Below are 20,264 nucleotides of genomic sequence, written 5' to 3' on the forward strand. Positions count from 1 at the left end.
CGCCCCGCGGGGGCCGCGGTCGCCGAGGACGAACGGCCGCCCAGCCTCCAGCGGCCGGAGCAGCAGCACGTCGTCGGAATCGATCATGGCGGCGTTGGCCGCCTCGCGATGCGCGCGCCACACGGGGCCGTGGTAGAAGGTCTCCAGCGACCGCCGCCGGGCCTCCATGTCCGGGAAGGCCCGCAGCCAGACGAACCGGTCGGGATCGTCCAGGTCGCGGAACTGGCCGACCAGGGTCATGCCCGCCTCCTCCTGGCTTTCGACGAACTCGCGTTCGAACAGATCGATCAGATCGTCGCGACGGCCCGGGTGGAGGACGTACTGGCGCAGTTCGACGACAGTCATCGGGCGTCCGCCGGGGTGAAGTCCATGATCCAGTTGCACTCCCACGTTCGGCCTTCGTCGTACGAGAAATGCTGGACCCAGCGGGGCGCGCCCGAATGGATCAGGGACCATTCGTAGCGGGCGACGATGGGGCGGTCGCCGTCCAGATCCGGGCCCTCCAGACGGCAGCCGTCGGCGTGGAAGCGGCCGACCACGGGCGGCGAAAGACGGCCGTCCCGGTCGCTGATCCAGTAGATCGACCAGTCGCCGGAGGCGAGGTCGAGGGTCCTGAGCGCGACGCCGCGCCAGCCGCGCGCCGGGCAGTCGTGCTGTTCGATATTGCTGATCCCGCCCATGCGCGGCTCGGTGAAGGCCGTGCCGGGGAACTCGTCCCAGTCCTGGGCGCCGACGCCGCGCGTCAGGAGCTTGCGGTGCCGGACGGCCCAATGGCCGAACAGGAAGTCGAAATCGTGAACCGGGGACGGCGATCCAAGGGGAGCGGCGGACATGGGAACCTCGTGGGAGGGCGCGAGAGGCGCCGGAGACGGGGACCCTAGGGCGCCTTATCTGTCATCCAATGTCAGGATTTTAGGCTAGACTGCGAAAATGCGCTCCAGCCGACTGCTCTCGATCCTTCTACTGCTCCAGGCCCGGGGGCGGATGACGGCCGAGGCCCTGGCGGCCGAGTTCGAGGTGTCGGTGCGCACCATCTATCGGGACATCGACCAGCTGAGCGCGGCGGGCACCCCGGTCTACGCCGATCGGGGACGGGCGGGCGGCTTCCGGCTGCTGGACGGCTATCGCACCCGCCTGACCGGCCTGACGGACGAAGAGGCCGAGACGCTGTTCCTGGGCGGACTGGCGGGCCCGGCGGCGCAGATGGGTTTCGCGAGCGCGGTGACGACGATGCAGCTGAAGCTGCTGGCCGCGCTGCCGCCGAGCGGCAGGCGGCGGCCGAGCGCCTGGCGGGGCGGTTCCACCTGGATCCGATCGGCTGGTATCAGGACGCCGAGGAGGCGGAGCGGCTGCCGGCGCTGGCCCAGGCGGTGTGGACCAGCCGCCGCGTCCGGATGCGCTACGAGAGCTGGAAGGGCGAGGTCGAGCGCGAACTGGAGCCGTTGGGGCTGATCCTGAAGGGCGGCCTCTGGTACCTGGCGGCGCGGCCGGCCGGAGCGCCGGAGCGGGACCCGCGCACCTACCGCGTCTCCAACATCCGGGACCTGACCGTGGCCGACGAGAGGTTCGAACGCCCTCGCGGGTTCGCTTTGGCGGAGTGGTGGGTCCAGACCTCGAAACGGTTCGAGGCCGAGATCTTCACCGGGGAGGCCCGGCTTCGGCTGACCCCGACGGGCCTGAAGCGCCTGGCGCGCCTGGGGGTCGAGCAGGCCCGGCGCGCCGCGGCGGCGCACACGGGGCCTGACGGCTGGGCCGAGGTCGCGATTCCCATCGAGTCCGTCGCGCATGCCGCGACCGATTTCCTGCGGCTGGGCGCCGAGGCGGAGGTCTTGGAGCCCGACACCTTGAGGGCGGCGATGCGGGACGCCGCCGCCCGTCTGAACGCTCTGTATCGCGGCGGAGCCGTGGGAGGGGGGAGCCGCGCGCGCGGCGACCAGGCGCTCAAGCCCGGCGCCGGAACGCCGAAGACCCCCGCGATAGACCGAGACGCCCCGAACCCGGTGGCGGCCTACTTCCAGATCGGCGTCCCGTCGCCGGGCAGGCCCAGCTTGTCCCACATCTCCGACACGCGCTGGACGACCGTGTCCTCCATGCGGATTTCCTCGCCCCATTCGCGCTTGGTCTCGGGCGGCAGCTTGTCGGTGGCGTCCAGGCCGATCTTGGAGCCCAGGCCGCTCTCGGGCGAGGCGAAGTCCAGGTAGTCGATCGGCGTGTTCTCGATCAGGGTGATGTCGCGGGCCGGATCCATCTTGGTCGAGATGGCCCACATCACCTGTTTCCAGTCCCGAGCGTCGATATCGTCGTCCACGACGATGACCCATTTGGTGTACATGAACTGGCGCAGGTAGCTCCAGACGCCCAGCATCACGCGCTTGGCGTGGCCGGGGTACGCCTTCTTCATCGAGACGACGGCGATGCGGTAGCTGCAGCCCTCGGGCGGTAGCCAGAAGTCGGTGATCTCGGGGAACTGGGCCTGAAGGAGCGGGATGAAGACCTCGTTCAGCGCCTCGCCCAGCACCGAGGGCTCGTCCGGCGGGCGGCCGGTGAAGGTGGTCAGGTAGATGGGGTCGCGGCGCATGGTGATCGCGGTGACCTGGAAGACCGGGAAGGTCTCGACGGAGTTGTAGTAGCCGGTGTGGTCGCCGTACGGCCCCTCGGGCGCGTGCTCGTCCAGCAGGACATGACCCTCCAGCACGATCTCGGCCTGGGCGGGGACCATGAGGGGGACGGTCTTGCAAGGAACCAGTTCGGCCTTGGCGCCCCGCAGCAGGCCGGCGAACTGGTATTCCGACAGGGTGTCGGGCACCGGCGTGACGGCGGCCAGGATCGTGCCCGGATCGGCGCCGAGCACGACGGCGCAGGGCAGGGGCTCGCGGGGCGCCGGCCTTCTTGTGGCGGGCGTAGTGCTGGGCGCCGCCGCGATGCGCGAGCCAGCGCATGATGGCCTTGTCCCGGCCCAGCACCTGCATGCGGTAGATGCCCAGGTTGAAGTCGTCCTCGCGGGCGTCGGACGGCCCCTTGGTGACGACCAGGCCCCAGGTGATCAGCGGCGCCGGCTCGCCGGGCCAGCAGCCCTGGACCGGCAGCTGGGTCAGGTCGATCTGGTCGCCCTTCAACACAACCTGCTGCACCGGGGCGGTTTTCACGACCTTGGGCCGCATCGACATGACGGTCTGCGCCAGCGGCAGCATCTCCATGGCGTCGCCCAGGCCGCGCGGCGGGGTCGGATTGCGCAGGAAGGCCAGCAGCTCCCCGACCTCGCGCAGTTCGGCGGCGGTGGTGCGGGCCTTCTTCTCCAGGGTCACGCCCATGGCGACGCGCTTGACCGTGCCAAACAGGTTGGCGAGGCACGGGACGGGGCTGATGGAGCCGTCGGGCATGACGGGCTTTTCGAAGATCACCGCCGGGCCGCCGTTGCGCAGCAGCCGGGTCTGGATCTCGGTCATCTCCAGGTGGGTCGAGACCGGTTCGGAGACGCGCACCAGTTCGCCCTCGGCTTCGAGGATGTCGATGAAGTCGCGCAGCGATTTGTAGGCCATGCCGCGAGGCTTAGGCGGAGGCGGGGCTCCTGTCACGCCGTCCCAGCGTGCGGTCGATGGTCACGACGGCCAGGCCGACCAGGAGGAAGAAGATCAGCAACCCGCCGAAATAGGCCGCGGCCTTGCCGAGGCCGAGCTCAGAGACGTCGGTGAACCAGTAGGGCCACCAGTCGGCGGCGTAGCCGTGGATCAGGGTCCAGCCGCCGTAGATCAGCGGGAACGCCAGCCATTTGGCGGCGTCGATCCAGCGCAGCCGCCCCTTGGGGGTGAACAGCAGCCAGTCCAGCAGGATGGCGGCCGGCATGACGTAGTGCAGCAGGGTGTTGGCGACCAGCGACAGACCCTGGGGATCCCAGGTGGCGTGCAGCAGGAAATGGTACACCAAGCCGACCACGACGGCGTACATGGTCACGCAGGCGCGGACCCCTTCGGACCGGGCCCAGCGCCCCAGCCGGCTTCCGGCGGCGACCACCGGCAGGGTCAGGGCGACGGCGACCAGGACGTTGGTCAGGATGGTGAAATAGCTGAAGAAGTTCAGGGTCAGCCCGGCCGGGTTCCGGTCCGGATTACCAGTGATCATCAGCCAATACTGCAGGCCGAGCGCGCCCCAGCCGACGAGGGCGAACAAGGCCCTGTATGGTTTGGATCCGCTCATCCCGGCGAAAGCCGGGACCCAGTGCTTTTCGCTTGAGCACTGGCGGGGGAGGATTTGAGGTTTGCACCCACTCGCCGGCGCCGATCACCCAAAGGACTGGGTCCCGGCTTTCGCCGGGATGAGCGGAAAGGGAGATGCATCAGTAGGCCCGCGTGTCGGAGACCAGGGCCCAGAGCGGCAGGCGCAGGGCGGCGGTGGCGGCGCCGATGCGGACGCTGTCCAAGTGGGCGCGGCCGGCCTCGGCGCGGCGTTCCTCCTCGGGGCTCATGTCCAGCAGGCGGGCCATGTCCTCCACGCTCCAGCCGCGCTGTTCGCGCCATCGCCTCAGTCTTGCGCCGACCGCCGCGTCCGACGGATCGACGCCTGGAAATCCGAGCACCGAACCCATGGATGACCTCCCTTAGGGGCGTCGTTCAGGCGAGACGCCTCAGGCCCATTCTTGATCCCATTGGAAGGCGGGATCAATCCAGTCGCCCAGACGGCCGTCGGGGCGGGCCAGGGCGTGGATGCGGTCCATCTCTTCGGAGGACAGCTGGAAGTCGAAGATGTCGAAGCTTTCGGCGGCGCGACTGGCCTTGGTCGTGCGCGGGATGGCGATGACGTCCTGCTGGATCAGCCAGCGCAGCGTCACCTGGCCGGGGGTCTTGCCGTGGGCCTTTCCGATCTCGATCAGGGTGGCGTCGTCGGCGATCTTGCCCTGGGCGAGCGGCGACCAGGCGGTGATGGACGAGCCGAGGTCCTTCGCCGTCTCGATCAGTTTCGTGAGCTTGAGATAGGGGTGGTACTCGACCTGGTTGGTGATCAGCCTGGCCTTCGACAGGGCCTGGGCCTGGCGGAACTCGGCCGAGGGGAAGTTGGACAGGCCGATGGTGCGGGTCAGACCCTGGTCCTTGGCCTCGTTGAGCGCGTCCAGGGTCTCCTGGAACGACGGCTGGGTCTTGGGCCAGTGGAGCAGCAGCAGGTCGGGCGTGAAGCCCAGTGCGTCGGCCGACTCCTTCGCCTGCTTCAGCAGGCCGGCGCGGTCGAAGTGGGCGACCCAGATCTTGGTGGTCAGCCAGATGTCCTCGCGCGCGACGTGGCCGGCCGCGACGGCGTCGCGGATGCCGTCGCCGACGGCGGCCTCGTTCTTGTAGATCCAGGCGGTGTCGATGTGGCGGTAGCCGATGTGCAGCGCCTCGGCGACCATGCGGCGGGCGTCGTCGGGCTCCAGGTTCCAGGTGCCGAAGCCCAGCAGGGGGATGGCGTGGCCGTCGACGGCGATCGTGGGCTGTTTGGGCATGGAAAGCGCTCCTGGGAAGGTGCGCTTACCTATGCCGCTCCGGGCCGGGTTCAACCAGCCAGTCGAACATCTCGTCCCACAGCCGCTCCATCCCCCGGCGGAAGGCGCCTTCGTGGCCGATGCGAGGGACGCCGTAGTCGGAGGGCGCGCGGACGAGGATCTCGCGCGGGGCGTTGGGATAGACCTGCAGCAGGATGGGCGAGGTGACCGGGGTGGCGATGGGGTCGTCGGTGAAGATCCAGGAGCGGATCGGGGCCGTGACCACGTCGAAATGGTGGGGCCGCAGCCGGTCCTTCAACTCGTCGAGGAAGTAGGGCTCCTTCAGGCACCAGCGCCGCCAGGTCTCCCAGACGCCGCGCGGCAGGTCCGTGCCCGCCCACAGGCCGCCGCCCTTGATGTAGCCGCGCCGGGCCAGGCTGTACGGGCCGTAGCCGAACCAGAAGAACAGCTCCAGCGGGTTGTAGGACCGGTGGTGGCGGCCCCAGTAACCGCTGCCGACCGAGACGAAGGCGTGGCGGTCGATGCGGTCCTGGTTGGACATGAAGCCGAGGAAATGGCCGCCGACGCTGTGGCCGACGTGGAAGACCGCCAGGCCGGGGGCGGCCTCGATCAGGGCGTCCAGGGCCGCGGGCATGTCCAGCCGGCCCCAGTCGACGTAGTCCATCTTCATCGCCGCCAGATCCTCGGGGCGCGAGCCGGCGATGCCGCGGAAGTCGTAGGTGAGGACCGCCGCGCCCTTGTTCGCGAGGTGGCGGGCGAACCGGTCGTAGAAGCCCTTGGGAAAACCGGTGCCCGAGCTGACCAGGACCGCGCAGGCCGGCCGGGCGGCGGAGACCAGGCGCATCGACAGCGGATAGCCGTCCGCCGCCGGGGCGATGAAGTCGCGGATGACGAGGTCGCTCATGCAGGGTCCGTCTCGATTCGAAACGAACCTAGACGATTGACGCCGCGTCAGGTCAAGCGGGAACGGCCCTTGGACCGGCGGGCGGGTTCGGCTAAAGGCCCGCTCTGATTTTCCGATGAGCTCCGCCATGACCGATCTTCCCGACCGCCTGTCCGTCGATCCCGACAGCCCGTTCCACGACGCGGACGTGCTGGCCCAGAACATCGGCGTGCGCTTCAAGGGCGAGGAAAAGACCAACGTCGAGGAATACTGCGTCTCGGAAGGCTGGGTGCGCTTGGCCGTCGGCAATCGCGTGGACCGCCGCGGCAAGGCCCTGACCGTCAAGCTGCAGGGACCGGTGGAGCCCTACGTCAAGGGCGAGTGATCCTCCTTGTGGAGCCGGCCTGAAAACCAGGGCCAAGCCTGCTTCCCGCGCTGAAATCTCCGGTCTAGGGTCCCGGCCTCACGCCTGAGTCCCGGAGCCGTCATGCGCCTGTCCGCCCGTCTTCTCGCCGCCAGCGCGCTGGCGCTGAGCCTCTCGGCCGCGCCCGCCCTGGCCCAGGACGCCGCCACGATCCAGCGCGCCGAGCAGATCCGCGACGCGGCGCTGGAGCGGAACATCGCCCTGGACTACGTGACCCAGCTGACCACCCGCTTCGGCGCCCGGCCGGCGGGGTCCAAGGCCGAGCAGGACGCCGCCGCCTGGGCCGCGGACTACATGCGCCGGCACGGCTTCCAGAACGTGCGGATCGAACAGTTCCCGCTGGTCGGCTGGGAGCGGGGCGAGGAGAGCGGCGCGATCCTGGGCGACCATCCGCAGAGGCTGGTGGTGGCCGCGCTCGGCCACTCGCCGGCGACCCAGGGCGTCATCCAGGCCGAGGTCGTGCGCTTCGACGGCCTGGAGGCGCTGAACGCCGCGCCGGCGGGATCGCTGACCGGCAAGATCGCCTTCGTCGACGCCGGCCAGATGGTGCGCATGCAGGACGGCTCGGGCTATGGGCCGCTGTCGCGCATCAGAGGGGCCGGGCCGGCGGCGGCGGCGGCCAAGGGCGCGGTCGCCTTCGTGATGCGCTCGGCCGGTTCGGACGAGCACCGCATGCCGCACACCGGGACCACCCGCTATGTCGAGGGCCGGGTCCCCCTGCCGGCCTTCTCGCTGGCCGCGCCCGACGCCGACCAGCTGTCGCGGCTGATCGGCCTGGGCGGACCGGTGCGGATCAGCCTGTCGTCGACGGCGCACACCTATGAGACGGTGTCTCAGAACGTCATGGGCGAGATCGTCGGCCGGAGCCGGCCGGAGGAAGTCATCGTCCTGGGCTCGCACATGGACAGCTGGGACCTGGGCACGGGCGCCATCGACGACGGCGCCGGCGGGGCCATCACCCTGGCGGCGGCCAAGGTGATCGCGGAATCGGGCCGGCGTCCGGCGCGGACGATCCGCGTGGTGCTGTACGGCTCCGAGGAGGTGGCCCAGCCGACCGACACGGGCAATGGCGGCGGCGCCTATCTGAGGGGGATCGGCGCGGGGCGGGAAAAACACGTGATCGCCGGCGAGAGCGACTTCGGCGCGGACCGGATCTACGCCCTGCAGCTGCCGCCGGGCGCCCAGAACAGCGACTTCCAGCGCGCGGCGACACGAGTCCTGCATCCGATCGGCGTGCTGCCCTCGCAGGAGCCCGAGCTGCACGGAGGCGTCGACATCGGCCCGCTGGCCGAGGCGGGGGTGCCGGTCTTCGGCCTGAGCCAGGACGGGAGCCGCTATTTCGATCTGCACCACACGGCCGACGACACCCTGGACAAGATCGATCCGGAGCAGATGACCCAGAACGTGGCCGCCTGGGCGGGCCTGGTCTGGCTGATCGCCGATTCCGAGGTCGACTTCCGCGCCCTGCGGCCGGCGGAACAGGCGGGCCACTAGGCGGGCTTCTGCGCCAGTTTCGTCAGCCGGGCCCGAGCGTCAGAACGCCCGCGTCAACGACAGCGAGATCTGCTGGTAGTCGTAGGCGTAGCCGGTGGTCACGGGGGTGTTGCTGTAGACGGCGGACGCCTTGAAGGCCCAGTCCCGGCGGATCGGGGGGCTGACCACCGAGGCTTCGAAATACCGCGCCGAGCGCCAGTCCGATCCGGAATCCTTCTGGGCGCCCAGGCCGACGGCGGCCTGGTAGCGCCAGCCGCCGTGGAACCGCCGAACCTGCACGACCGGCATGACCTCGGCGTACCATTCCGGCGAGAAGTAGTCGTACTCCCCCGGCTCGGAGCTGCGGTAGTAGCGGGTGCGCAGCTGGGCGCTGAGGCCCCATTGCGGCTTCAGGACATGGACGTAGTTGGCGCGGAGGTGGGTGCGGACGTTCTCGCCGGTGAAGTCCTGCACCCCGGCCATGACGGTGAAGCTGTTCCGGTCGTCGATGGGGAAGTCGAACGAGCCGCCGGCGAAGGTGTAGTAGACGCCTTCGTCCAGGCCGCGCGGCGTTTCGACGATCTCACGCTCGACGAAATACTCCTGGCGGATGCGGCCCTCGCGCACCACGCTGACGGCGCCCAGGGCCGTGTCGCCGTCGGTGCCGACCTGGCCGTTCCAGGTCCAGTCGTCGCGGCCGTCGGCGAACCGGTAATAGACCCGCTGGTCCTCCGTCGTGGGCCGCCCCAGCGGGGAGAAACGCGCCGTCTCCAGGCGCAGTCCGTGATATTTTCCGGGGCCTGCGTAGGTCCAGTCGAAGCTGACGCCCGCCTTCAGCACGTCGGACTCGTCCGCATCGGTCGAGGCGAAGACGTCGAACGTGACCGCGGGGCCCGCGGCGTCCGCTTCCTGGGCCCAGGCGGTCCCGGCCAGCATCGGCAGGCCGGCCGCGGCGATGGAGAGCCAGACGATCTTCATTTCGTACCCCAGTTTTTTCTCAGGCCGGCCAGTTCGGCGGCATAGCCCCAAACGCAGACCGGTTGCATCAGCAGGCTGTAAGCCAGGACGTAGAACAGGAAGCCGCGGAAGTTGCGGCGGACCTTCAGCGCCTGGGACCGGAACATCCCGCGCTGCACGTCGAAGATGAACAGGTTCCAGATCGCCGCCAGCGGCAGGACGAACAGCGTCAGCGGCCCTGCGATCCAGTAGATGCCGAAAAGGGCCAAGATCAGGCCGGGGATGAAGGCAAAGGTGTAGACCAGGTCCAGCGGCAGGAAGAGCAGGTTCCACCAGATGAACAGGGTGGACATCCGCGCCTTGAACAGCAGAGGCCAGTGGGCCCGGAACGCCTCGACAAGCCCGCGCGACCAGCGTTTGCGCTGGTTGGCGAACTGGCGGATCTGGTCGGGCGCGTTGGTGAAGACCAGGGCGTCCTCGGCGTAGCCGATGCGGCTGCCCGACCGCAGCAGGGCCCAGGACACGACGATGTCCTCGCCCACGCATTCCGGCCAGCCGCCGACCTTCTCCAGCGCCTCGCGCCGGTAGAGAGAGAAGGCGCCCTGAGCCACCAGGGTGCCGTGATACATGCTCTGCATGCGCTTCACCGCGGCGATGCCGTGGAAATAGTCCCACTCCTGGGCGCGCGTGAGCAGGTTGCGGCGCGAGTTGCGGATCAGGACCGCACCGGCGACGGCGTCGGTTCCGGCGGGGTCGGCGGCGAACCGTTCCACGATGCGGGTCAGGGCGTCGGCGCGGAGCCAGGAATCGCCGTCGACGGTCACCACCAGGTCGTGGGCGGCGAGCTTCAGGCCCCGGTTCAGCACGGCGGCCTTGCCGGCGTTCTCCGCGAAATCGACCAGACGCAGTTTTCCGGGAGTCCGCGGCTGCAGCGTTCCGATGGCGTTGGCGGCGACCATGCGCGTCTCGTCGGTCGAGCCGTCGTTCAGCACCAGGACCTCGAACCGTCCGGGATAGGTCTGGGCCGCCAGGCTGGTCAGGGTGTCGCGGATGTTGTCCGCCTCGTTGTAGCAGGCGACCAGGATGCTGACCGGCGGATACTGCGTCAGCGGGACGTGCCGCGGTCGCCGGTCCATCAGGATCGTGCTGATCAGGAAGGTGTTCATGAAGCCGGGCACATAGGCGATGAAGCCGATGATGATCAGCGCCAGGGGCCACGATGTCAGCGCCGCGAGATCGGCCAGCCACGGGCGGGACAGCCAGACGCTCAGGGCCGTCCAGGCGACGGCCAGCGTCAGCGCGACCGCGAACTTGGCCGGAACCGGCAGATAGAGAAGCCGACGGGGCTTTGGGGAAGAGGGAGGGCGCACCGCCGGAGGCGCGCCGGTCGGAACCTTCAGATAGGGCTGATCACCGCCGGTGCGCGACAGGGCCGCGGGGTATTCGTAATCCATCGAAGACCGGTCACAACAAATCCAGAAAAGCTGTGCAGACCGACTTGATTGACCCAGGTTATTTATTCAGGCTTCAAGCATGGCCGCGCAGTCGCGGACTTAGTGCGGGGATGACTTCTTCGACAAATTCAGTATGTGTTTGAAATGTGGCGAACATTTTGGAACCATATGAATTGTATAGTAATAACAGATTTTTACGATACAATGATTTACAAACCTCCGGACCCCGTACTGCGTATTTATACTTGAACGGAGATATTTGACGGCCAGTGTTGATGAACCGTTGTTCATCTAAAAGCCTCGCGGGGTCGAACCAGCCGGGGCGGACCGCAACGGGCGGTCAGGGATGGCGGCCTGCGCCCGCTTGACGCAATTTTACACTCGTCCAACGGTGTTGTGATCACCGCGCGCGCTGTTTCGGCTAAGGTGTCGCGTCACGGAGTCAGGATCTGAATGAAGGTTGCAGTGCTGGATGACGATCCCCTGCAAGTCGAAGCCATCACGGCCGTCGTCGAGAGTGCAGGGCTTCGCCCGACCGGTTTCTCCCGCGCCAACGCGCTGATCTCGGCCCTGCGCCGGGACACGTTCGACCTGTTGATCGTCGATTGGCAGCTTCCGGACCGGTCGGGCCTGGAGGTGCTGGCCTGGGCGCGCATGAACCTGAATCCGCCCCCGCCGATGCTTCTGGTCACGAGCCGCGCCGACGACGAGGACGTGGTGGCGGGGCTGAACGCTGGCGCGGACGACTATCTGTCCAAACCGGTCTCGCCCGAGGTGCTGACGGCGCGGGTGAAGGCCCTGCTGCGCCGCGCCTACGCCCCCCCGGCGGCGAGCGGCGGGATCGAGACCCATGCCGGCGTCGCCTTCGACGCCGGCGCCGAAACGGTGGTCCGGGACGGCCAATCCGTGGTTCTGACGGCCAAGGAGTTCGCATTGGCCCGACTGCTGTTCCGCAACCTCAATCGCGCCCTGTCGCGCGCCTACATGGTCGAGGCCGTCTGGGGGGGCGAGCCGACGCTGACCAGCCGCTCGCTGGACATGCACGTCTCGCGGGTGCGCACCAAGCTGGGCCTGAGGCCGGAAAACGGCTTTCATCTGAAGCCGGTCTACAGCTACGGCTATCGGCTGGAGAGGGTGGGCGACGCCCGTCCCCCGATCGAGGGAGAGGACGCGACATGATCGCGAGACGGCTGGCGCCTTGGATCGGGGCCGCGCTGCTGGTCGCGACGCCGGCGGCGGCCCAGACGCGGGCCGGGCCGGCGACGGTCCCCTATGTGGTCCAGTCGGGCGACACCCTGTTCGACATCGGCAGCCAGTACCTGGTGCGCACCGCCGACTACCGTCAGGTCCAGCGCCTGAACCGGGTCGGCGACCCGCGCCGCATGCCGGTCGGACGGACCCTGAACATTCCCGTCCGCCTGCTGAAGTCGGTTCCGGACGCCGCCACGGTCGCCAACTTCCGGGGGACCGCGACGCTGATCCGCGACGGCCGGTCCGCGGCCCTGGCCGCCGGTCAGACCCTGGCGGAAGGATCGGTCATCGCCACCGGGGCGAACGCCTTCGTGCGGGTGGCCCTTTCCGACGGCAGCCATGTCGTCATTCCCTCCAACAGCCGGGTGCGCCTTTCGCGAGTGCGCCGCTTCCTGCTGAACGGCGCCGTCGATCACGAGATGACGGTGCAGGGCGGACGCGCGGAGTCGCGGGTGACGCCGCGCCGCGCCCCCGGCGGCTTCGTGGTGCGTACGCCGGTGTCGGTCTCGGCCGTGCGCGGAACCGACTTCAGGGTTTCGTTCGACGAGGCGACAGGGCGCTCGATCACCGAGGTGGTGGAGGGCGACGTTCGCGTCAGCCGCGAGGCCGCCGCCGGCGAGGTGATCGTCACGGAGGCGGAAGGCGCCGTCACGACCCCGGCCGAGACGCGCCGGGTGGCCCTGCTGCCAGCACCCCGGCTGGTGGATCCGGACCGGGTGCTGATGGACGGCGGGACCACCTTCGACATCGTCGGCCGGACGGCGCCGAGCGCTACCACGGCCGTTTGGCCACCGACGCCGGCATGGTGGACACCTTCAGCGAAACGACCACCGGCCCGGGCGAGACGCGCCTGACCTTCTCGGGCGTCGGCGACGGGCTCTATTTCCTGCAGCTCAGCGCCCTTTCCGCCGGAGGCGTGGAGGGGCTGCCGATGGTCTACAGCTTCGTTCAGGCCCGCAACGGCCTGACCGGACTGGCCGCCTCGGCGATCGGCGGTCCCCTGGACCGTCGCTACCTGTTCCGCTGGGAGCCGGTCGGGGAGGGCGAGGCGGTGTTCCGCTTCCAGCTCTGGACCGAGGGCGGCCAGCCTGAGACGCCGCTGATCGACGAGACGGACCTGATCGAAACCCAGATCACGCTCACCGGCCTGCCGGCTGGCGCCTATCAGTGGCGGGTGCAGGGCGTCAGGCAGCGCTTCGGGCGGACGCTCGAGGTCTGGTCCGAGCCGCGCCCGCTTCATATCGGCCGCTGAGCCGATGCTGGACGGGGGACGCTGGCGAAGCCTGCTGGGGGCCCGGCAGACCGGCCGCCGGGCGGTCGCGGAGTGGCTGGCGGTCGGCCTCGTCTCGTCGATCCTGGTCGTCTGGCTGGCCGTCGGCTCGGCGGCCGGGCGGGCCGACAACCTGGCCTATGACGGCTTCACCCGCCTGCGGACCGGCCCGCGGACGATCGCATCGTCATCGTCGCCATCGACGATCGCAGCGTCGAAGCCCTTGGGCGCTGGCCCTGGCCGCGGACCCGGCACGCGGAGCTGATCGACCGGCTGGCCGAAGCCCGGCCGGCCGGCGTCGTCTACGACGTGCTGTTCACCGAGACGACGCCGGACGACGCGACCCTCGCGGCGGCGCTGACGCGAGCCGGCGACGTCCACCTGCCCCTGCTGGTGGATACGCCGGGGACGACGGCTTGCCGTGGCGCGTGGTGGAGCCGGCCCCCGCCCTGAAGGCCGGGGCGGCGGGGTTGGGCCAGGTCGCGCTGACGCCGGACGCGGACGGGGTTGTGCGCCGCATTCCCCTGTATCTTCGAGCCGGCGATCGGGTGTGGCCGCACCTGGCCCTCTCCCTGGCCGGCGGCGCTCGGGCGAGCGAACCGGCTTCGGCGACGAGAGACGATGGCGTGCTGGAGGCCCTGGAGCCCGAGGCGATCGCCTATCGCGGGCCGCCCGGTGGGTTCCGTACGATCTCCTTCGTCGATCTGTTGCGCGGCGAAGTTCCGCCGGCGTTCCTGGCCGGCAAACTGGTGCTGGTCGGCGCCACCGCCAACGGGCTCGGCGACCAGTACGCCGCTCCGAACGCCGGGAACGGCCAACTGACCCCGGGCGTGGAGCTTCAGGCGAACCTGCTTCAGACCCTGCTTGAGGGCGGTGGTCCCAGGACCGCGCCCGCGTCCTGGCGCGCCGCGCTGTCCCTGCTGCCACTGTGGCTTCTGATGGCGGGCTTCTTCTTCCTGAGGCCGGCGGTGAACCTGGCCCTGGGCGGCGGGCTGGTCGTCCTGGTGCTAGGAGCCAGCGCGGCGGCCTTCTTCCTGGCCGACCTATGGTTCCCGCCCGCGGCGGCCATCGCCGGCCTGGCGTTCGCCTGGCCGGTCTGGAGCTGGCGCCGGTTGGCGACGGCCTCGGCCTACATGCAGGCCGAGGTCGACGCCTTCGAGCGCGAGGCGCCCTTGGGCGAGCTGATCGCCGCCCCCGCATCCGGCGACGTCGTATCCCGTCAGGTCGAGACCCTGCGCGGGGCCCTGAGACGCCTGCGCGACCTGGACCGTTTCATCTCCGACGCCCTGCGCAGCCTGCCGGACGCCACCTTGGTGGTCGATGAGACGGGGCGGATCCTGCTGTCCAACGATCGCGCGCAAGACCTGTTCGGAGGCGCCCTGTTGGCGACGGGCGAGTTGGGTGCGGTGTTCGACAGTCTGGGCGAAGCGCGATGGCGGCCGTTCCTGGAGGGCGCGGGGGCGGAATCGGACGACCTGCCTACGCTGTCCGGCCGGGTGCTGAAGGCGGCCAGCGCGCGGTTGCTGAACGCCGACGGGGGCCTGCAAGGCTACATCGTCCGGTTCGCCGACATGACCGCGTTCCGGGCGGCCGAACGCCAGCGCGAGCAGGTGCTTCAGTTGCTGAGCCACGACATGCGGGCGCCGCAGGTCTCCATCCTCACCCTGCTGCAGAGCGGACAGGACCGCGGCGATCCCGCTTTCGAGCGCCGGATCGGCGGCTACGCCCAGCGCACGCTGGATCTGGCCGAGAGCTACGTGCAGCTGGCGAGGGCGGAGTCGCAACCGTATCGCGCGGTGGTCGTCGACCTGGCCCAGATCCTTCTGGACGCCGCCGACGCCCTGTGGCCCCAGGCCTCGGCCAAGGGGGTGGTCATCCAGACGCCCGAACTGGAGGACGAGGAGTATCTGATCCGGGGCGATCCGGGCCTGATCATGCGGGCGCTGACCAATCTGCTGGACAATGCGTTGAAGTACGGGCCCCGCGACAGCGTGGTGACGTGCGCTCTGTCCGCCGGACGAGAGGAAGGCCGTCCGGTCTGCGTCTGTACGATACGGGATGCGGGCCCCGGCCTGTCCGCTGAGGCGCGAGAGCGTCTGTTCCAGCCGTTCGGGCACGGTGGCGATCAGCCGGGCGCGGGGCTGGGGCTGGCGTTCGTGCGCACCGTGATCGAGCGCCACGGCGGCGGCATCGGCTATGACGGCGGGGGCGAGGGCGCCTGTTTCGTGGTGACCCTGCCGCGCGCGGAGATGTCGGCCGGCGATTGAACCCGCTCCGGATCCAGCCGTTCGGCGGCGGCTTCGGCGAGGGCGCGCAGGGTGTCCTCGGGGGGTGCGATCGGGCCGCTGACCGAGGCGTCGACACGATAGGTTTCACGCGGGTCGCCGGGGCGGACCAGGCCGAGGGTCAGGGTGTGCACCGTTCGCGGCCCGCGCCACCACGGGGTCCGGCGGGGCTGGACCAGCCACACTTCTTCGTCGGCTCCCTGAGCGCCGACGTGCTCGGGCCGGACGGCGTAGGTCGCGCGAACCGTCCAGGCTGGATTCTGACCCGCCTCGCGCCAGCCGCGCCCGGCCAGAGCCTGCCGCAGAAGCTCGGTCCCGCCGGCTCCGACCGGCAGGCGGTCCGTCTCGATCGCCAAGGCGTAGGTGGGAGCCGGCTCCAGAACCGGCCGTTCGGCCCATTCGGCGACGACGACGCGGGGAACGTGCGCGCATCCCGCGGCGAGGAGGACGCAAAGGGCCAGGGCGGCCGAGAGTCTGAAGGTCATCAACACTGGTTCGGAAGGCTACAGACTCGCCGCGCCATGGCCAAGAGCGGCGTTGAGCGTTGCAGTTGTTTACAGTCGCCGACGCCGTCCCCGCCTACCATCGCAGACAGGAAGTCTGACTGTGGGCGTCGCGGACATGAGAGTGCTTATCGACGGCTTGGGCGCCGACGCGCAGTGGGCGGACGTGTCCGATCACCTGCTCCTGACCCTTCGCGAGCGGGGCGGGGTCGTGGTCGAGGTGATGATCCACCACGAAGAGGCCCGCATCGTCGGCGCCAGCGACCAGCGCCTGTCGGACCGGTTCACGGGCAAGCCGCTGGCCCGGCTGCTGGGGCCGTCGATCGCCGACAGCCTGGCGGCCTGGACGCTTTCGGACGCTCCGGGGCACCGGCAAGATCTGGGGGTTCTGCAGCCCGGCGCGGCTAATGACGCCGACTTCGCCGAACGTCGGACGACGCACGCCCGCCTCACCGCCATCCGGGACCATGTCGGTCACGAAGGCTGCCTGTATCTGGCGCTGGAGACGTTCGAACTGGGCCGCGACGTCCGCGAGGAACTGACGTTCCGGACGCTCCGTCGGGACCTGGAGGAGGTCCAGGCGCGGCATCTGCGTCTTCAGGCCGACCTGGAGGCCGTCGACGAAGAGCGCCGCCGGGCCGCCGACTACGCCGCCGGGGTGGCCGACCTGACACACGAGCTGCGCTCGACCCTCAGCGGCATGACCGGCCTGATCGGCTATATGTCCGGCCGGCCCCTGAGGGAGGAGGACCAGGAGCACGTCGCCCTTCTGAAGGAGACGGCCGAGGCGATGCTGTCCCTGCTGAACGGCAGCCTGCGCCAAGCCCAGGATGCGCACGCGGCGGCGATGCAGGGCGTAGTCGGGCCGGCGCCGCGCAAGGCGCCGACTGTGGCCAGCGAGGTTTTCGCCATCAAGGACCTGATCGATTCCCTGTCCGCCTCCTGGACCGTGGCGGCGGCGCAGGCGGGGGTGACCATGCGCTGCGTGGGCGACGACCTGGCCGGCCTGAAGGTCCGGGGCGATCCGTTGGCCCTGCGCCAGGTGCTGACCAACGTCCTGGGCAATGCGGTCAAGTTCAGCGAGGCGGGCGGCTCGATCCTGCTGGTGGTCACCCGCGACAGCGTCGGCGACGACACCGCCATCTACAATTTCGAGATCACCGACTGCGGGCCGGGCATCGCGCCCGAGATCAAGGACAGGCTGTTCGAGCGCGGCGCGCACGGCGGGTCGGCCGCCAGCGGGGCCGGCCTGGGCCTGAGCATCTCGCGCGAGCTCATCGCCGCCATGGGCGGGACGATCCGGGCCGACGAGGCCCCGGGCGGCGGAACCCGGATGGTGGTGGATCTGCCGATGACGGAGATCCGCGCGGATGCGCCGGAGACGATCGTGCCGCTGCGCCTGCTCAAGTCGTCCGGCTGGCGGCCCTGGAAGCGGTGATGGCGCAGGCGCCTATTCGTCCGTGAGAACCTGAACCCGGTCGGGCGCCGTCCAGACGAATCCCCGAGGCGCGGCGCGGCCGAGGGCGCCTCGTCCACGGGCTCCCTGCGGCGCAGGACGAGGCAGAGCCGGCCCGCCTTCCGCGCCGAAGCCGCGAGGTTGCCGGCGCCGCCCAGGGCCGCCAGGAGCGCGGCGCCGATCGCCGGGGGCTTTCCCGAGGGGCGAAGCGACAGGGCTCTGCGCCGGGAGCGGCGACTGCAGTGCGGCGCGCATCTCTTCGGCCACGGCGTCGGCGATGGGGCCGACCACCACCTGAAGCGCCTCGGGCGTGGGCGAGATCACGCCCCGCGCGCCCAGCCGCTTCAGGGCGGCCTCGTCGACCTGCGTGCGCGAGACGATGCCCAGGCGCAGGCGGGTGGTGCAGGCCGCCACCGAGCGCAGATTGGCCGCCCCGCCCAGGGCCTGCACGAACCCGCGGCCTCGGTCTCCGGCGGTCGAGGCGCCTTCGGCCGACGCTTCGGCCTGATCCTCGCGGCCGGGGGTCTTCAGGTCGAATAGCCGGATCGCCGCGCGGAACAGGCCGTAGTAGGCCACGCCGTAGACGAGGCCCACGGGAAGCAGCATCCAGGGACGCGTCGACTGGCCGTAGTTCAGGACGTAGTCGAACAGGCCGGCCGAGAAGGTGAAGCCCAGCCGGATGTCCAGCACGTCCATGATCACCATGGCCACGCCCGTCAGCACGGCGTGGATGGCGTACAGCATGGGCGCCAGGAACATGAAGGTGAACTCGATCGGCTCGGTCACCCCGGTCAGGAACGCGGTCAGGGCCAGGGAGGCCAGCATGCCGCCGACCGCCTTTTTCCGGTCGGGCCGGGCGGCATGGTACATGGCCAGGCAGGCCGCCGGCAGCCCGAACATCATGACCGGGAAGAAGCCGCTCATGAAGGCTCCGGCCCTCGGGTCGCCGGCGAAGAAGCGGTTGATGTCGCCGTGCGCGCCGCCGTAGTCGCCGACGATGAACCAGGCGACGTTGTTCAGGATGTGGTGCAGGCCGGTGATGATCAGCAGCCGGTTCAGCAGGCCGTAGACGAACAGGCCGATCTCGCCGGAGCCGACGACCACCCGGCTGAAGGTGTCGATCCCCTGGTCGATGGCCGCGAAGGACAGGCCGACGGCGGCGGCGACGACCAGGGCGGCGAGGCCCGAGACGATCGGCACGAAGCGGCGGCCGCCGAAGAAGGCCAGGTATTCCGGCAGCTTGATGTTCGAGAAGCGGTTGTAGAAATCGCCCGCGATCAGGCCCGAGACGATGCCGATCGGAACGCCGAGGCGCGCCATGGCCTGGTCGCGGAACACCTTTTCGGCGGCCGCGGCGGCGTCGCCGGCCAAACCCGCGGCGATCTCTGGCGGGACCGACAGCAGGACCTTGGCGGCCTCGACGGTGATCAGGTAGCCGATCACCCCGGCCAGCCCCGCCGCGCCGTTGTTGTCGCGCGCCAGACCGACCGCCACGCCCACCGCGAACAGCAGGCCCAAGTTGGAGAAGACGGCCTGGCCGGCCGCGGACAGGAAGGCGACGTCAAGCAGGTCGGGCTGGCCCAGCCGGAGCAGCAGGCCCGCCACGGGCAGCACCGCGATCGGCAGCATCAGGGCGCGGCCGAGGGGTTGCAGGCTGGCTAGTCCGATCTTCATGCGACGGCTCCCACGGCGCGGGGTTCCAGGGCGGCGGCCAGGTGCTGGACGGCGAGGGCCCGGACGGCTTCGGGGCCGTCCTGATCGAGCGCCTGGACGGCCAGGCGGCGGCAGTCCTCGACGGTCAGCGTGCGCACCAGGGCCTTGATCTCGGCGATCATGGCGGGGGCGACCGAGAGTTCGCGCACGCCCAGGCCGATGAGGATCGGAACGGCGGCCGGCTCGGACGCCAATCCGCCGCACACCCCGATCCAGCGGGTTGTCGCGGCGCCGCGCGCGGCCTCGCCGATCAGGCGCAGCACGGCGGGGTGCAGACCATCCAGCTGAGCGGCCAGGGCCGGGTTCTGGCGATCCATGGCCAGCACGTACTGGGAGAGATCGTTGGAGCCGATGGAGATGAAGTCCACCTCGGCGGCCAGGCGGTCCGTGGTCACGGCGGCGGCCGGGGTCTCGACCATCACGCCCAGCAGGGGCGGCGGCGTCGCCTCCGCGGCGACGGAGAGCAGGGCGCGGACCTGACGCACCTCGGCCACGGAGGCGATCATGGGAAGCATGACGGCCACCGGCGCGGCCGAACGGACGCGAGCGATGGCGCGCAGCTGCGTCACCAGGACGTCGGGACGATGCAGGCCGGCGCGGACGCCGCGGAGGCCCAGGGCGGGGTTCTCCTCGGCCGGCAGGGGCAGGTAGGGCAGGGGCTTGTCGCCTCCCGCGTCCAGGGTGCGCACGATCAGCGGCCGGCCGTCCAAAGCGTCGGCGATGGCCTGATAGTCCGCCAGCTGTTCGTCTTCGCTCGGCGCGGTCTCGCGGTCCAGGAACAGGAATTCGGTGCGCAGCAGGCCGCAGCCCTCCGCGCCGGCGGCGACGGCGGGAGCGGCCTCCGCGACGTGACCAAGGTTGGCGAACACCTCGACCCTGACGCCGTCGGCGGTGTGACAAGGCTCGTGGGCCAGGGCGCGGGCTTCGGCTCTGCGGCGATCGCGCGCCGCCAACGCCGCCTGGGCCTTGGCCTGTCGAGCGGCGGACGGATCCGCGACCAGGCTGCCGTGGTCGGCGTCGAGCATGACCAGGGCGCCGTCCTCGACCTGGGCCAGGCCCGCTCCCATGGCGACGAGGGCGGGCACGCCCATGGCGGCGGCCAGGATGGCGACGTGCGACGTC

The 20,264-nt window shown here is 70.1% G+C and carries 21 protein-coding genes and 2 pseudogenes; 11 read left to right on the forward strand and 12 right to left on the reverse strand.

Translation table 11 applies throughout. From position 1 onward, the window contains the following. Together AC2W7C_RS01875 and AC2W7C_RS01880 are read right to left on the reverse strand one after the other, a co-directional pair. Positions 1 to 345: NIPSNAP family protein (locus tag AC2W7C_RS01875; RefSeq protein ID WP_485999915.1), on the reverse strand; the 345-nt coding region annotated here is incomplete at its 3' end. After that, complete coding sequence (locus tag AC2W7C_RS01880) at positions 342 to 833, reverse strand: DUF1579 domain-containing protein (protein WP_485999916.1); 492 nt, start codon at positions 831 to 833, stop codon at positions 342 to 344. The genes AC2W7C_RS01880 and AC2W7C_RS01875, both read right to left, overlap by 4 nt. A gap of 97 nt (positions 834 to 930) precedes the next feature. Between AC2W7C_RS01880 and AC2W7C_RS01885 the strand changes: the two genes are divergently transcribed. Beyond that, on the forward strand, positions 931 to 1,452 hold the full coding sequence (locus AC2W7C_RS01885; protein WP_485999917.1) for a helix-turn-helix transcriptional regulator: 522 nt from the start codon (positions 931 to 933) through the stop codon (positions 1,450 to 1,452). Further along, a pseudogene (locus tag AC2W7C_RS01890) lies at positions 1,395 to 1,868 on the forward strand (WYL domain-containing protein); the annotation flags it as partial. The gene AC2W7C_RS01885 and the pseudogene AC2W7C_RS01890, both read left to right, overlap by 58 nt. A 140-nt stretch (positions 1,869 to 2,008) precedes the next feature. Here the strand turns inward: AC2W7C_RS01890 and AC2W7C_RS01895 are convergent. The 5 genes and pseudogenes from AC2W7C_RS01895 to AC2W7C_RS01915 form a co-directional block, all read right to left on the reverse strand. Further along, positions 2,009 to 3,539 (reverse strand): annotated as a pseudogene (locus tag AC2W7C_RS01895) (UbiD family decarboxylase). A gap of 10 nt (positions 3,540 to 3,549) precedes the next feature. Further along, on the reverse strand, positions 3,550 to 4,167 hold the full coding sequence (locus AC2W7C_RS01900; RefSeq protein WP_485999918.1) for a Pr6Pr family membrane protein: 618 nt from the start codon (positions 4,165 to 4,167) through the stop codon (positions 3,550 to 3,552). Between the two features lie 166 nt (positions 4,168 to 4,333). Beyond that, positions 4,334 to 4,582, reverse strand: a complete 249-nt coding sequence (locus AC2W7C_RS01905) for a helix-turn-helix domain-containing protein (protein ID WP_485999919.1) — start codon at positions 4,580 to 4,582, stop codon at positions 4,334 to 4,336. Positions 4,583 to 4,621: 39 nt separating this feature from the next. Further along, a complete protein-coding gene (locus tag AC2W7C_RS01910) occupies positions 4,622 to 5,473 on the reverse strand; it encodes an aldo/keto reductase (protein WP_485999920.1) in 852 nt (283 codons plus the stop codon). Between the two features lie 25 nt (positions 5,474 to 5,498). After that, positions 5,499 to 6,377, reverse strand: a complete 879-nt coding sequence (locus AC2W7C_RS01915; protein WP_485999921.1) for an alpha/beta hydrolase family protein — start codon at positions 6,375 to 6,377, stop codon at positions 5,499 to 5,501. Between the two features lie 127 nt (positions 6,378 to 6,504). Between AC2W7C_RS01915 and AC2W7C_RS01920 the strand changes: the two genes are divergently transcribed. Together AC2W7C_RS01920 and AC2W7C_RS01925 are read left to right on the forward strand one after the other, a co-directional pair. Next, the gene (locus AC2W7C_RS01920; protein WP_485999922.1) at positions 6,505 to 6,741 is read left to right on the forward strand and encodes a DUF3297 family protein; all 237 of its coding nucleotides are present in this window, start codon (positions 6,505 to 6,507) and stop codon (positions 6,739 to 6,741) included. 102 nt (positions 6,742 to 6,843) lie between these two features. Further along, a complete protein-coding gene (locus AC2W7C_RS01925) occupies positions 6,844 to 8,274 on the forward strand; it encodes a M20/M25/M40 family metallo-hydrolase (RefSeq protein ID WP_485999923.1) in 1,431 nt (476 codons plus the stop codon). 39 nt (positions 8,275 to 8,313) lie between these two features. Here AC2W7C_RS01925 and AC2W7C_RS01930 read toward each other — a convergent pair whose 3' ends face one another. Continuing rightward, positions 8,314 to 9,231, reverse strand: coding sequence for a hypothetical protein (locus AC2W7C_RS01930; RefSeq protein WP_485999924.1), 918 nt, complete (start codon positions 9,229 to 9,231; stop codon positions 8,314 to 8,316). Next, positions 9,228 to 10,664 carry a glycosyltransferase family 2 protein gene (locus AC2W7C_RS01935; protein ID WP_485999925.1) on the reverse strand — a complete coding sequence of 479 codons (1,437 nt, stop codon included), beginning with the start codon at positions 10,662 to 10,664 and terminating at the stop codon, positions 9,228 to 9,230. Before AC2W7C_RS01935 ends, AC2W7C_RS01930 begins: the two co-directional genes overlap by 4 nt. A 465-nt stretch (positions 10,665 to 11,129) precedes the next feature. Between AC2W7C_RS01935 and AC2W7C_RS01940 the strand changes: the two genes are divergently transcribed. From AC2W7C_RS01940 to AC2W7C_RS01965, 6 genes are read left to right on the forward strand one after another with little or no spacing between them, the layout of a single operon-like run. Continuing rightward, positions 11,130 to 11,843: a response regulator transcription factor gene (locus AC2W7C_RS01940; protein WP_485999926.1), complete on the forward strand. Its 714-nt coding sequence runs from the start codon at positions 11,130 to 11,132 to the stop codon at positions 11,841 to 11,843. Further along, positions 11,840 to 12,769: a FecR domain-containing protein gene (locus tag AC2W7C_RS01945; protein WP_485999927.1), complete on the forward strand. Its 930-nt coding sequence runs from the start codon at positions 11,840 to 11,842 to the stop codon at positions 12,767 to 12,769. The genes AC2W7C_RS01940 and AC2W7C_RS01945 overlap by 4 nt, the downstream gene beginning before the upstream one ends. Further along, complete coding sequence (locus AC2W7C_RS01950) at positions 12,718 to 13,167, forward strand: hypothetical protein (RefSeq protein WP_485999928.1); 450 nt, start codon at positions 12,718 to 12,720, stop codon at positions 13,165 to 13,167. The genes AC2W7C_RS01945 and AC2W7C_RS01950 overlap by 52 nt, the downstream gene beginning before the upstream one ends. Before the next feature lie 4 nt (positions 13,168 to 13,171). After that, the gene (locus AC2W7C_RS01955; protein ID WP_485999929.1) at positions 13,172 to 13,450 is read left to right on the forward strand and encodes a hypothetical protein; all 279 of its coding nucleotides are present in this window, start codon (positions 13,172 to 13,174) and stop codon (positions 13,448 to 13,450) included. Further along, positions 13,384 to 13,638 carry a CHASE2 domain-containing protein gene (locus AC2W7C_RS01960; protein ID WP_485999935.1) on the forward strand — a complete coding sequence of 85 codons (255 nt, stop codon included), beginning with the start codon at positions 13,384 to 13,386 and terminating at the stop codon, positions 13,636 to 13,638. The genes AC2W7C_RS01955 and AC2W7C_RS01960 overlap by 67 nt, the downstream gene beginning before the upstream one ends. Continuing rightward, positions 13,614 to 15,452 carry a CHASE2 domain-containing protein gene (locus tag AC2W7C_RS01965; protein WP_485999930.1) on the forward strand — a complete coding sequence of 613 codons (1,839 nt, stop codon included), beginning with the start codon at positions 13,614 to 13,616 and terminating at the stop codon, positions 15,450 to 15,452. Before AC2W7C_RS01960 ends, AC2W7C_RS01965 begins: the two co-directional genes overlap by 25 nt. Here AC2W7C_RS01965 and AC2W7C_RS01970 read toward each other — a convergent pair. After that, the gene (locus AC2W7C_RS01970; protein WP_485999931.1) at positions 15,380 to 15,955 is read right to left on the reverse strand and encodes a hypothetical protein; all 576 of its coding nucleotides are present in this window, start codon (positions 15,953 to 15,955) and stop codon (positions 15,380 to 15,382) included. The genes AC2W7C_RS01965 and AC2W7C_RS01970 overlap by 73 nt on opposite strands. Positions 15,956 to 16,091: 136 nt before the next feature. On the opposite strand from AC2W7C_RS01970, the gene AC2W7C_RS01975 reads away from it, so the two are divergent. Beyond that, positions 16,092 to 17,411, forward strand: coding sequence for a sensor histidine kinase (locus AC2W7C_RS01975; RefSeq protein ID WP_485999932.1), 1,320 nt, complete (start codon positions 16,092 to 16,094; stop codon positions 17,409 to 17,411). Positions 17,412 to 17,423: 12 nt separating this feature from the next. Here the strand turns inward: AC2W7C_RS01975 and nagE are convergent, their stop codons facing one another. Together nagE and ptsP are read right to left on the reverse strand one after the other, a co-directional pair. Next, positions 17,424 to 19,103 (reverse strand): N-acetylglucosamine-specific PTS transporter subunit IIBC, encoded by a 1,680-nt coding sequence (gene nagE / locus AC2W7C_RS01980; protein WP_485999933.1) that lies wholly within the window; start codon positions 19,101 to 19,103, stop codon positions 17,424 to 17,426. Next, positions 19,100 to 20,264, reverse strand: a 1,165-nt coding sequence (gene ptsP / locus AC2W7C_RS01985; protein WP_485999934.1) for a phosphoenolpyruvate--protein phosphotransferase, incomplete at its 5' end; no start/stop codon positions are given. The genes ptsP and nagE, both read right to left, overlap by 4 nt.

The sequence above is a fragment of the Brevundimonas sp. CURTG3B2_SDJG genome, assembly GCF_057364705.1.